The 11,441-nt window shown below is 58.7% G+C and carries 11 protein-coding genes and 1 pseudogene; 5 read left to right on the top strand and 7 right to left on the bottom strand.

Features of this window, described 5'->3' with window-relative positions; genetic code table 11:
- Positions 1-136: 136 nt before the first annotated feature.
- On the top strand, positions 137-652 hold the full coding sequence (fabA, locus tag GJU48_RS08475) for a 3-hydroxyacyl-[acyl-carrier-protein] dehydratase FabA (RefSeq protein ID WP_003210552.1): 516 nt from the start codon (positions 137-139) through the stop codon (positions 650-652).
- 11 nt (positions 653-663) lie between these two features.
- The gene (fabB, locus tag GJU48_RS08470) at positions 664-1,884 is read left to right on the top strand and encodes a beta-ketoacyl-ACP synthase I (RefSeq protein ID WP_053255243.1); all 1,221 of its coding nucleotides are present in this window, start codon (positions 664-666) and stop codon (positions 1,882-1,884) included.
- Between the two features lie 1,050 nt (positions 1,885-2,934).
- Here fabB and GJU48_RS25625 read toward each other — a convergent pair.
- The 3 genes and pseudogenes from GJU48_RS25625 to GJU48_RS08460 form a co-directional block, all read right to left on the bottom strand.
- The gene (locus tag GJU48_RS25625) at positions 2,935-3,798 is read right to left on the bottom strand and encodes a methyl-accepting chemotaxis protein (RefSeq protein ID WP_371917677.1); all 864 of its coding nucleotides are present in this window, start codon (positions 3,796-3,798) and stop codon (positions 2,935-2,937) included.
- A pseudogene (locus GJU48_RS25620) lies at positions 3,790-4,563 on the bottom strand (MCP four helix bundle domain-containing protein); the annotation flags it as partial. The pseudogene GJU48_RS25620 and the gene GJU48_RS25625, both read right to left, overlap by 9 nt.
- 98 nt (positions 4,564-4,661) lie before the next feature.
- Positions 4,662-5,693 (bottom strand): amidohydrolase family protein, encoded by a 1,032-nt coding sequence (locus GJU48_RS08460; RefSeq protein WP_094950702.1) that lies wholly within the window; start codon positions 5,691-5,693, stop codon positions 4,662-4,664.
- Between the two features lie 140 nt (positions 5,694-5,833).
- Here GJU48_RS08460 and GJU48_RS08455 point away from each other — a divergent pair, with 140 nt between their 5' ends.
- Together GJU48_RS08455 and GJU48_RS08450 are read left to right on the top strand one after the other, a co-directional pair.
- Positions 5,834-6,250, top strand: coding sequence for an OsmC family protein (locus tag GJU48_RS08455; protein ID WP_094950703.1), 417 nt, complete (start codon positions 5,834-5,836; stop codon positions 6,248-6,250).
- A 64-nt stretch (positions 6,251-6,314) separates the two neighbouring features.
- The gene (locus GJU48_RS08450) at positions 6,315-7,181 is read left to right on the top strand and encodes a pirin family protein (protein WP_094950704.1); all 867 of its coding nucleotides are present in this window, start codon (positions 6,315-6,317) and stop codon (positions 7,179-7,181) included.
- A gap of 85 nt (positions 7,182-7,266) precedes the next feature.
- On the opposite strand, the gene GJU48_RS08445 is transcribed toward GJU48_RS08450, so the two are convergent.
- The 4 genes from GJU48_RS08445 to GJU48_RS08430 all read right to left on the bottom strand — a co-directional run bounded on the left by GJU48_RS08445 (position 7,267) and on the right by GJU48_RS08430 (position 10,981).
- A complete protein-coding gene (locus GJU48_RS08445; protein WP_094950705.1) occupies positions 7,267-7,995 on the bottom strand; it encodes a dienelactone hydrolase family protein in 729 nt (242 codons plus the stop codon).
- 66 nt (positions 7,996-8,061) lie between these two features.
- A complete protein-coding gene (htpG, locus tag GJU48_RS08440; protein ID WP_094950746.1) occupies positions 8,062-9,966 on the bottom strand; it encodes a molecular chaperone HtpG in 1,905 nt (634 codons plus the stop codon).
- Between the two features lie 89 nt (positions 9,967-10,055).
- Positions 10,056-10,508, bottom strand: coding sequence for a PaaI family thioesterase (locus GJU48_RS08435; RefSeq protein WP_094950706.1), 453 nt, complete (start codon positions 10,506-10,508; stop codon positions 10,056-10,058).
- On the bottom strand, positions 10,505-10,981 hold the full coding sequence (locus tag GJU48_RS08430) for a PaaI family thioesterase (RefSeq protein ID WP_094950707.1): 477 nt from the start codon (positions 10,979-10,981) through the stop codon (positions 10,505-10,507). The genes GJU48_RS08435 and GJU48_RS08430 overlap by 4 nt, the downstream gene beginning before the upstream one ends.
- A 158-nt stretch (positions 10,982-11,139) precedes the next feature.
- Here GJU48_RS08430 and GJU48_RS08425 point away from each other — a divergent pair, with 158 nt between their 5' ends.
- Positions 11,140-11,397 (top strand): hypothetical protein, encoded by a 258-nt coding sequence (locus tag GJU48_RS08425; protein WP_094950708.1) that lies wholly within the window; start codon positions 11,140-11,142, stop codon positions 11,395-11,397.
- Positions 11,398-11,441: the final 44 nt, after the last annotated feature.

The raw sequence follows: 11,441 nt of genomic DNA, 5'->3' as shown, positions 1-11,441 counted from the left end.
ATTCAGTACCTTATCGCTGTGACTTTCACTACAACGCAATAGTCTATGTGTAGGCTGCCGACATGAGGCATGAACGCTTCATTCGGTTCGGGAAGATTTGCCCTACCCTGCCGCATGGGATTATTGAGGAGCTCGCATGACCAAACAAAACGCCTTTACTCGGGAAGACCTGCTGCGCTGCAGTCGCGGTGAGCTGTTCGGCCCAGGTAACGCGCAACTGCCCGCCCCTAACATGCTGATGGTGGATCGCATCACCCATATCAGCGAAGAAGGTGGCAAGTACGGCAAAGGTGAATTGGTCGCCGAGCTGGATATCACCCCTGACCTGTGGTTCTTCGCCTGCCATTTCGAAGGCGACCCTGTCATGCCGGGCTGCCTGGGCCTTGACGCCATGTGGCAACTGGTTGGCTTCTACCTGGGCTGGCAAGGTCTGCCAGGCCGCGGTCGCGCCCTGGGTTCAGGCGAAGTGAAGTTCTTTGGCCAGGTCTTGCCAACCGCCAAGAAAGTCACTTACAACATTCAAATCAAGCGCGTCCTCAAGGGCAAGCTGAACCTCGCTATCGCCGACGGTTCGGTGACTGTCGACGGTCGCGAGATCTATACTGCCGAAGGCCTTCGGGTCGGCGTATTCACTTCCACTGACAACTTTTAAGGGTTATCCGCATGCGCCGCGTCGTTATCACTGGTCTGGGCATTGTTTCTTGCCTGGGCAATGACAAAGAGACCGTCACCGCTAACCTGCGTGCAAGTCGCCCTGGCATCCGCTTCAACCCGGAATATGCCGAAATGGGTCTGCGTAGCCAGGTTTCCGGCTCCATCGACCTGCCCCTCGAAGAACTGATCGATCGCAAGATCTATCGCTTCGTCGGCCACGCTGCCGCCTACGCCTACCTGGCCATGAAAGACGCCATCGCCGACTCCGGCCTGAGCGAAGACCAGGTTTCGAACGTACGCACCGGCCTGATCGCCGGCTCCGGCGGCGCATCGACCCTCAACCAGATGGAAGCGCTGGACATCCTGCGCGAAAAAGGCGTGAAGCGCGTTGGCCCGTACCGTGTCACACGGACCATGGGCAGCACCGTTTCGGCCTGCCTGGCCACGCCGTTCCAGATCAAGGGCGTGAACTACTCGATCTCCTCGGCGTGCGCCACCAGTGCTCACTGCATCGGTACTGCCGTTGAGCAGATCCAGTTGGGTAAGCAGGACATCGTGTTTGCCGGCGGCGGTGAAGAAGAGCATTGGAGCCAATCGTTCCTGTTCGACGCCATGGGCGCGCTGTCCACCCAGTACAACGAAACCCCGGAGAAGGCCTCCCGCGCCTACGACGCCAAGCGTGACGGTTTCGTCATCGCCGGCGGTGGCGGCATGGTGGTGGTCGAGGAGCTGGAACACGCTCTGGCCCGTGGTGCGAAGATCTACGCGGAAATCGTCGGTTACGGCGCGACTTCCGACGGCTACGACATGGTTGCCCCAAGCGGCGAAGGCGCCATCCGTTGCATGCAGATGGCGATGTCCACCGTGGATACCCCAATCGACTACCTGAACACCCACGGCACCTCGACTCCGGTCGGCGACGCCAAGGAAATGGAAGGTGTGCGTGCGGTATTCGGCGACAAAGCCCCGGCCATCAGCTCCACCAAGAGCCTGTCCGGTCACTCCCTGGGCGCCGCCGGCGTTCACGAAGCGATCTACTGCCTGCTGATGATGGAAGGCAACTTCATGGCCGGTTCGGCCAATATCGAAGAGATCGACCCGGTCGTTGCCGATATGCCGATCCTGACCAAGACCGTTGAAAACGTCAAAATCGACACCGTGATGAGCAACAGCTTCGGCTTCGGTGGCACTAACGCTACCTTGGTGCTGAAACGCTGGCAGGGCAAGTAAGCCCCGCAGGTTGATCACATGAAAAAGCCCCGACTGGTTCGGGGCTTTTTTATGGGGGGTCGGATTTGACACCGAGTCGCCCTCATCGCAGAGACTACACATCTTTTTAGGGTTGAATGCTTTGGTTGTCGCGGGGGGGCGCTGGGTACATATCCGTTATTTGGGTAACGGCTGCTATGGGTTCCGCTCTTACAGCGGGTCACTTTTGTAAAGACACAAAAGTAACCAAAAAGTCTTCGCCCCACCACTCGGTGCCTCGCTTAGGCTCGGCATGCCCTCACTCGGCTTGATCGTTGGCCCAGCGCGGCTAACCCGGTGTCCTGCCGGGTTACCCAAGTATTCACGCCTGCGTTCGGCCAGCGTGGTTTAACGGGGCGCCTCAGATCAAAAGCAAGATCAAGATCAAAAGCAGATCAAGAGCCGAGTGACTTGAACTGCGTCGTGTATTTGCTCATGAAAAGCCTCAGGAGTTGGACGAGTGTCCAACTTCTGGGGCGCACTTCACACCGCTTCGCGAGCAAGCCCGCTCCCACATTGGGATCTCATTACATCAGTAGATAGGGTGTGCTTGCTTCTGCCTGCTTTTGCTTCACCACTCAGGTCGGCTACTAGGCCGCCGTGCTCTTGCTTTTGATCTTGATCTTGATCTGAGGCGCCCCGTTAACCACGATGGCCGAACGCAGGCTTGAATCCGTGGGTAACCCGGCAGGACGCCGGGTTAGCCGCGCTGGGCCAAGGATGGCCCATCGCGGCGGCCCACGGATTCAAGCCGGAGTGAGGGCATGCCGAGCCTAGGCGAGGCACCGAGTGGTGGGGCAAGAGCCCTTTTGGTTACTTTTGGGGCTCTTTTCCAAAAGTGACCCGCCGTAAGGGCGGAACCCTAAGCAGCCGTTACCGCAGCAACGGATATGTACTCAATCTACCTAAACCATCCAGGCTAAAAGCAACACAAAAAGTTGCGTAGATACCCATGGCATCGCAGGCAAGCCAGCTCCCACATTGCACAATGGGGCTGGCTTGCCTGCGATGGCGTCAACTCGCTTGCACGCCCTACACCGAAAACCGCGCCACCATGGTATTCAGGTCCACCGCCAACCGCGACAATTCCTGGCTCGCCGCACTGGTCTGGTTCGCCCCGGTCGAGGACTGGTGCGCCAAATCGCGAATATTCATCAAATTGCGATCCACCTCCCGCGCCACCGCCGCCTGCTGTTCCGACGCACTGGCAATCACCAGGTTGCGCTCGTTGATCAGCGCAAACGCCGAGGCAATCTCCTCCAGCGCCGTGCCCGCCGACTTGGCGATATCCAGCGTGGAACGCGCCCGCGTATTGCTCTGCTGCATCGAACTGACGGCTTGATCGGTGCCCTGCTGAATCCCGCTGATCATCTGCTCGATTTCCTGGGTCGACTGCTGCGTGCGATGGGCCAAGGCCCGCACTTCATCCGCCACCACCGCAAACCCACGTCCGGCATCCCCAGCGCGTGCCGCTTCAATCGCCGCATTCAGCGCCAGCAGGTTAGTCTGCTCGGCTATCGAGCGAATCACATCCAGCACTTTGCTGATGCCATACACCTTCTGCGCCAGCGCCTCGACCTGGGTCGCATTGGCCGTCACATCCGTGGCCAACGCCTCGATCGACGCCACCGTCTGGTGCACTTGCTCACGCCCACGCTGGGCAATGCGGTCAGATTCGCGGGACGCCTGTGACGTTGCCACCGCATTACTCGCCACCTCCTCCACCGCCGCCGTCATCTGGTTAACCGCCGTGGCCGCCTGCTCGATTTCCTGATTCTGCTGGTGCAGGCCACGGGTAGCGTCCTCAGTCACGCAACTGAGTTCTTCGGACGCCGAGGCCAATTGGTTCGAGGATTCGGCAATGCGCCGGATGGTGTCACGCAGGTTCTCCTGCATGCCTTTGAGCGCCTGTTGCAAACGCGCCGGCTCATCGTTGCCGGTCACACTGATCTCACCGGTCAGGTCGCCACCGGCAACGCCCTGGGCAACTTTCAGCGACTGCGCCAGCGGCAGTACGATGCTGCGGGTCAGCCACACCGCCAACCCGACGGTGATCAACGCAGTCAGTACGATCATGACGATCACCCACGTACGCGACTGAGTAAACACACTTTGCGCCAGGCTGGCGGCCTGATTGGCACTGGCCTTGTTCAAGGCGACCAGGTCATGCAGCGTCCTGGACATCGCATCGGCGAGTTGATTCATCTCGCCGTTGACGATCTTGATTGCATCCTCCAGCTGATTAGCCTTGGAGAACCCCATGACCAGGTCCTGACGCTGCAGGTATTGCTGCTCTTCGGCCTTGAAGCGATCAAACAGCGTGCGCTCTTCGGGCAGCACGATCAGCCCTTCATAGAGCGTCTTCGCGTGATGCAGGCCATTCTTGAGGTCGGTGAGTTTCTGCTCGTTCTGCGCGAGCGCCTGCGAGTCACGGTTGACCAGCAAACGCAGGGTCAGCGCGCGAATCCGCAGCAGGTCCTGGTTCATCTCCCCCACCGCCATCACGCTGGGCAGCCAGTTATTTTCTACCTGATCCGACTGATGGCGCATATTAGCCATTTGCAAAAGGGCGAAGCCGCCCAAGGCGAACACCATCAACGCCAGCACGCCAAAGCCCAAGCCGGCACGGGGGGCGATATTCAGACTGCGGATACTACTCATTGCCGGGATTCCTTCCAAATGCGCTGCATCCACCTGCAGCGGGGCATCCTGAAAGGTATCGGCCCCTGCTCACATTTGCGTAAGACGAAAAGGCGATATCAATGTGCCTGCTCATCGCGAGTGGATTTCGGCAGAGTCGCCAGGAAGTTATCGCGTGCCATCTTGCGGGCTATCGCTTCGGGCAGTGCATCGAGAAACGGATCAAAGCGATGCATTTCCTTACCGAGCTTGTTGAAGCGCCCTACAACGTCCGAACCCACCATAAAGCGCTCCGGGAAACGCTCTACCAGCTTTAACCACTCAGGCCTTGGCTTACCCGCGTCATCGAGCAAGTACGGCGTGAGCATGCTCCAGGACAGGTCGATGTACAGGTTGGGATACGCCTCCAACAGGCGGCTCAAGGTCGGCAGGAGAAAGTCCATCTGCACCTGATGGCGGTGGATCTCCTTGCTGGTACCGGCGTGGGCCCAGATAAAGCGGGTGTGTGGGTGGTTGCGCAGCGATTCTTCCACCTCCGGCAGGTACAGCGGGTTGCGCTCGCGTTTGGAGGTGATATTGGAATGCAGCAGCACCGGCAGGTCGTTTTCGGCGGCAAGGTGATAGATGCGCTTCATGGCTTCGTTGTTGGCACGTGGGGTATCGCCGGCGGTCAAGGCGGTCAAGGCGGTCAGGTCGTCATGGCGCGTGAACACTTCGCCGATGCCCTGCCACAACCCAGGATTGAGATTGAGCATGCGCTGGATATGCGCGGCAGAGTTCTTGTCGTTAGGGTTGAAACCGGACAGAAACGGATGGAAATGCTGACGCTGCTCAGGTGTGAGCTTGTTCAGCGCAGCCGCGACGATCACATCGGTGGCGCTGTACCAATAGGCGTCGGCATCGTCACCGGCGTAGTAACGCGGGCGCTTGGGTTCATCTTCGTGCCATTTTTTGGCCACGGGAATGCCGGAAATCATCACGTGTTCGATGCGAGCGTCGGCCATGGCCTTGAGCAACTTATCCACGCCCGCCGTTTCCTGAAAGAAATCCACGTAATGCAGGTGCGCGTCGCTGTAGGCATAGTCGCGGGCTTGCGCAGCAAGGCTACTGGCGGCGAGTAACAGGGCCAGACTCAGGCGATTCCAGGGCACGGTAAACCTCGATATAGGCTAATACGGGTAGACCTTGCGGCATGTGCCGGGGTTCATCAGCCAAAAAAACGCGGAACACCTAAGTGCCAGCATGCTCTATAACTGCATGACCTTCATCCCGCCAACCTGTGAGGTTCACCATGCCTGTTACCGTCAACACCCTGAACCACGATAACTTTCGCCACAGCGTGAATATCAACAACCACGAACTGTTCACTGACCTGCCCAAGAGCCTGGGCGGCGACGACTCGGCGCCCTCCCCGCACGACTATTTCGATGCCGCCCTGGCATCGTGCAAAGCCTTGACCGTCAAGCTCTACGCCCAGAAAAAAAGCATCCCGCTGACCGGCGTGACCGTGGAAGTCACCCACGACAGTACCGAGGAGCAAAAAGGCAAGTACAAGCTCAGCGTCAAGCTGACCCTCAAAGGCGTGCTCACTGACGAGCAGCGCGACGAGCTGCACCGCGTGGCAGATCGCTGCCCGGTGCACAAGCTGATGACCACGGCTGAGGTCACTATCGAGACGAAATTGTCGGAAGGCGCCTTCAGCCAATAGCGCCAACGCCCTGTCGAGCGGGTTATGCTCACTGCCATCTAACCCGCTGAGACAGGGACGCACCATGACCACCCTCACCGTGATTCGCCCACGCGCCGAAGAGGTTGAAGGCCAGCCGATCCTGCGCCCGCTGCCCTCGCGCGAATGCCGCAGCGTCGGGCCTTTTGTGTTTTTCGACCATATGTTGCTCACCCGCTATACAGCCGGCACCGGCATGAACATCCGCCAGCATCCGCATATCGGGCTGTCCACGCTGACCTATCTGTTTGAGGGCGCACTGCAACATAAGGACAGCCTCGGCTCGGACCAGGTGGTGCACGCCGGTGACGTCAGCTGGATGACCGCCGGCAGTGCCATCGCCCACGTCGAACGAACGCCCGAGGCGCTCAAGGCCGCAGGTTTCAGCCTGCATGGCCTGCAAGTATGGCTGGCCTCGCCTAAGGATCACGAGACCGGGCCAGGGCATTACAGCCATCACTCGGCGGCGAGTTTGCCGGTCAGCGACAATTTGGGCGTGCAGATCCGCCTGATCGCAGGCTCTGGTTTCTGCCTCAAATCGCCGGTGCCAGTGCTGTCGCCAACACTGTATGCCGAAGTGCGGATGCAGACGGCCACGACCCTGCTGATCCCGGATGAGCACGAGGAACGCGCGGTGTATGTGCTGGAGGGTGAAGCGCAGTTGGATGGCGAGGCGTTGGAGGTGCATAGCCTGGCGGTATTGCCTGCGGGGCAGGAAATGACGCTGTTTGCTGAAAGCGATTGCCATCTGGTGGTGTTTGGCGGCGCGCCGCTGGATGGGCCACGGCGGATCAATTGGAACTTCGTGGCGAGCGACGCGGCCATGATCGAACAAGCGCGGCAGCGTTGGGCGGCTGGGGATTGGCCGACGGTGCCGGGCGAAACTGAAAGGATTGAGTTGCCTGTGAAATAGCTTTGGATGATCGTTCCCACGCTCTGCGTAAGAGCGGAGCGTCTAGCCAGGCATTCCCACGCGGAGCGTGGGAACGATCACATGGTCAGCCCTTGAACACTTCATCCAGCAAGTTATGCATCGACTGGAACGCCCGCGCAGCGGTCTTCGCGTCGTACATCATCTTGCCCGGCACATTGGCGTGCGGGTCGGTGAAGGAATGCACCGCACCGCCGTAGCTCAGCAACTGCCAATCCACACCGGCTGCGTTCATTTCATCTTCAAACGCCGGCAGCTGTTCTTTGGGCACCAATGGGTCGGACGCGCCGTGCAGCACCAACACCGAGCCCTTGACGTTCTTCGCGCCAACCGGGTTCTGCGTGTCGATAGTGCCGTGGAACGATACGGCAGCCTTCAAGGGCGCGCCGGTACGCGCAAGCTCCAGCGAGCAGAAACCGCCAAAGCAGAAGCCGAAGGTCGCCAGCTTGGAGGCGTCCACGGCCGCTTCGGTTTGGCTTTGCAGTTGCTCAAACGCTGCCTGCATACGCTTTATCAGTACCGGGTTGTCATTCTTCAACGGCATCATCGCCGCGCCCGCTTCATCGCCATTTGAGGGGCGTACGGTTTGCCCGTACAGGTCGGCGATCAGCACCACGTAGCCCTTGGCGGCAACGCTTTTGGCGATGTCTTCGGCACCCGCACTCACACCCATCCAGTTCGGCGCCATCAGCAGGCCCGGCAGCGGGCCTTTGTGGCTGGCATCGAAGGCCAGGCGACTTTCATAAGACTGGCCATCAATCTGATAGACCACGGAACGTACTGTGACTTGGCTCATCATTTACTCCAGTTGGGATGCGTTAAACAAAAAAAACCCGCCGAAGCGGGTTTTTCTACAACGGTGTTAAACCGACAGTTCAACCAACAGCTTGTTCAGTCGGCGCACGTAAGCGGCCGGGTCTTTCAAGCTGTCCCCAGCGGCCAGGGCCGCCTGATCGAAGAGGATGTGCGACAGGTCGCCAAAACGCTCTTCGCTTTGCTCGCCGTCAAGTTTCTCGATCAGCGGGTGAGCCGGGTTGAATTCGAAGATCGGCTTGGAATCCGGAACCTTCTGACCGCTGGCTTCGAGGATCTGACGCATCTGCATGCCCAAGTCCTGCTCGCCGATGGCCAGAATCGCAGGGGAGTCGGTCAGACGGTGCGAAACCCGCACTTCGCTGACCGCATCGCCCAAGGCTGTCTTGATCCGCTCAACCAGACCTTCTTTGGCCTTGGCGACTTCTTCGGCTTCTTTCTTCTCTTCTTCGGAGTCCAGGTTACCCAGGTCCAGGTCACCACGGGCTACGTCGACGAAGGTCTTGCCGTCGAACTCGCTGAGGTAGCTCATCAGCCACTCATCGATACGGTCCGTCAGCAGCAGCACTTCGATGCCTTTCTTGCGGAAGACTTCCAGGTGCGGGCTGTCTTTGACGGCTTCGTATTTCTCGCCGGTCAGGTAGTAGATCTTGTCCTGACCTTCCTTAGCGCGGGCCAGGTACTCGGCCAAGGAGACGATTTGCTCCGCATCGCTGCCTTGAGTCGAGGCAAACCGCAGCAAGCCGGCGATTTTTTCCTTGTTGGCAAAGTCTTCCGCCGGGCCTTCTTTCATGACCTGACCGAAGTTTTTCCAGAAACCCTTGTATTGCTCAGGCTCGTTCTTCGCCAGTTTTTCCAGCATGTCGAGCACGCGCTTGGTCAGCGCCGACTTCATGGAGTCGATGATCGGGTCTTTCTGCAGGATTTCCCGCGACACGTTCAGCGACAGGTCGTTGGAGTCGACCACGCCTTTGATGAAGCGCAGGTACAGCGGCAGGAAGGACTCCGCCTGATCCATCACGAACACACGCTGCACATACAGCTTCAGGCCTTTAGGCGCTTCACGCTGGTACAGGTCGAACGGAGCACGCGCCGGTACGTAGAGCAGCGAGCTGTATTCCAGCTTGCCTTCGACCTTGTTGTGGCTCCAGCTCAGCGGGTTTTCGTAATCGTGAGCGATGTGCTTGTAGAACTCCTGGTATTCCTCATCCTTCACCTCGGTGCGAGGGCGCGTCCACAGGGCGCTGGCGCGGTTGACCACTTCCCATTCCAGGGCAGGCTGCTCTTCGCCTTCAGGGGCTGCTTGTTCTTTCGGCAGCTCGATCGGCAGTGCAATGTGGTCGGAGTACTTCTTGATGATGTTGCGCAGACGCCAGCCATCGGCGAATTCATCTTCAGCGGATTTGAGGTGCAGCACGATGCGGGTGCCACGGTCAGCCTTATCGATGGTGGCGATTTCGAACTCGCCTTCACCTTTGGACGACCAGTGCACGCCTTCGCTGGCGTCGAGGCCGGCGCGACGGCTGAATACTTCTACCTTGTCGGCGACGATGAAGGCCGAGTAGAAGCCCACACCGAATTGACCGATCAGGTGCGAATCTTTCTTCTGGTCGCCCGACAGGTTCTTCATGAAATCGGCGGTGCCGGATTTGGCGATGGTACCCAGGTGGGTGATCGCGTCTTCACGGCTCATGCCGATGCCGTTATCTTCGAGGGTGACGGTTTTGGCGTCTTTATCGAAGCTCACACGGATTTTCAGCTCGGCGCCACCTTCCAGCAACTCAGGCTTGGAGAGGGCTTCGAAACGTAATTTATCGACAGCGTCAGAGGCGTTCGAGATCAATTCGCGAAGGAATATTTCCTTGTTGGAATACAGCGAATGGATCATGAGGTGCAGCAGTTGCTTCACCTCGGTCTGGAAGCCCAGGGTTTCCTTTTGAGTTTCCACACTCATGGTCATCAAACTCCAATTGGATGGCAGTGGCCGCGCCCTTGAGGGTTGGCGGCGGGTTGTCATCAAAGTTGGGGGCTAAGACCAGGATTTCAAGGGCGCGCCGATTCCTCAATTTTGAAATGTGCACGGGCGGTGGCAATCGGTTCGGCCGGGGTGCTTTGCCAGGCGGTGATCGCCACATTGGCAACCCGGCGGCCTTGGCGCCACACCTGGCATTTGGCGTAAGTGTCGCGGAACTGCCCGGCGCGCAGGTAATCCAGGGAAAAGTCGATGATTTTCGGCAGGCCCGGCGCACCGGTAAATACCAGCAAATGTAACGCCGCCGACAGCTCCATGAAGCCGGCAATCACCCCTCCGTGCAGCGCCGGCAATATCGGGTTACCAATGTTGTCCTTGTTGGCCGGCAGGCGGAACAGCAATTCATCGCCCAAACGCGTGCATTCGATGCCGATCAGCTTGGCGTAGGGCACAAGGTTGAGCAGAGCCTCGTAGTCACCGCGCTCATGGGCCTGTTCGAGACGGGTTTTGAATCGATGTGTCATGCCTGCTCTCCCTTGATCGTGCTGCCCAATCCTTGTGCGCCCTTAAGGCGCTTGCCCATGCGCATGAACGTGCCTACCACATGGGCAATGGGCTGTTGCGGGTCATCCTGATAGGCGAAACCACGGGTGAAAATCACGTCGGTGGTGACCCGGTAGCACTGCGCAAAGCCATACACCGGTTTGTGCGGTTCGGCGGGATGCATGTAGTCGATACGCAGGTCCAGGGTCGGGCATACCTCGAACTCGGGCAATACGCACAACGTGGCCATGCCGCAGGCGGTGTCCATCAAAGAGGTCAGCGCGCCACCGTGAATCACGCCGGTTTGCGGGTCGCCGACGATAGAGGGCGCGTAAGGCAGCAGCAGCGTGATGCCCTCCAAGCCTGCGGCATGAACGGTAATGCCCAGCACCTGACAATGGCGCAGAGCCGAAACAAAGCGCGTGGCGCGCTCCTGCAAGGGATTTTCGGTCATGTGTACAGACTCTTATTAGTGTTGACGGGTGGAGTATGGGATGACGGGTGAAAGTTCCTTGAGGGCCGTGTTTTATATATCTTTGAAACAAAAGGAACTAATGCTGACTGCCCAAGCTCGAAAGGCCAGTAGATATCTTCAATAAGGAGAAACACCCAATGCGCAAGACTTTAGCTATTTCCATGATGCTCGCCGCTGCCCTCGGCCTCGCTGCCTGCGATAAAAAATCCGAAGACAAAGCCCAAGATGCAGCTTCGCATTCTGAGCAAGCTCAGAAAGACATGGCCAAAGCTCAGGATAAAGTGAACGACGCTGCGAAAGAAAACGCCGATGCTGCCAAAGCTCAGGCTGAATCGAACGCTGCCGCCGCGAAAGAAGCAGCACCTGCCACACCAGCAGAACCTGCCAAGCAATAATCGCCTGGCTATTGCTGCAAAAAAGCCCGCTTATATAGCGGGCT

Origin of the sequence: Pseudomonas sp. IB20 (genome assembly GCF_009707325.1) — a bacterium.
Classification (GTDB): domain Bacteria; phylum Pseudomonadota; class Gammaproteobacteria; order Pseudomonadales; family Pseudomonadaceae; genus Aquipseudomonas.
This window is presented reverse-complemented; position numbering and strand designations above follow the sequence as displayed.

What these genes read in the sequence shown, in the direction of transcription:
- fabA (WP_003210552.1), top strand. Translation starts at nt 137, where the DNA reads ATGACCAAACAAAACGCCTTTACTCGGGAAGACCTGCTGCGCTGCAGT.
- fabB (WP_053255243.1), top strand. Translation starts at nt 664, where the DNA reads ATGCGCCGCGTCGTTATCACTGGTCTGGGCATTGTTTCTTGCCTGGGC.
- GJU48_RS25625 (WP_371917677.1), bottom strand. Translation starts at nt 3,798, where the DNA reads ATGCAGGAGAACCTGCGTGACACCATCCGGCGCATTGCCGAATCCTCG.
- GJU48_RS08455 (WP_094950703.1), top strand. Translation starts at nt 5,834, where the DNA reads ATGCCTGTTACCGTCAACACCCTGAACCACGATAACTTTCGCCACAGC.
- GJU48_RS08450 (WP_094950704.1), top strand. Translation starts at nt 6,315, where the DNA reads ATGACCACCCTCACCGTGATTCGCCCACGCGCCGAAGAGGTTGAAGGC.
- GJU48_RS08445 (WP_094950705.1), bottom strand. Translation starts at nt 7,995, where the DNA reads ATGAGCCAAGTCACAGTACGTTCCGTGGTCTATCAGATTGATGGCCAG.
- htpG (WP_094950746.1), bottom strand. Translation starts at nt 9,966, where the DNA reads ATGAGTGTGGAAACTCAAAAGGAAACCCTGGGCTTCCAGACCGAGGTG.
- GJU48_RS08435 (WP_094950706.1), bottom strand. Translation starts at nt 10,508, where the DNA reads ATGACACATCGATTCAAAACCCGTCTCGAACAGGCCCATGAGCGCGGT.
- GJU48_RS08430 (WP_094950707.1), bottom strand. Translation starts at nt 10,981, where the DNA reads ATGACCGAAAATCCCTTGCAGGAGCGCGCCACGCGCTTTGTTTCGGCT.
- GJU48_RS08425 (WP_094950708.1), top strand. Translation starts at nt 11,140, where the DNA reads ATGCGCAAGACTTTAGCTATTTCCATGATGCTCGCCGCTGCCCTCGGC.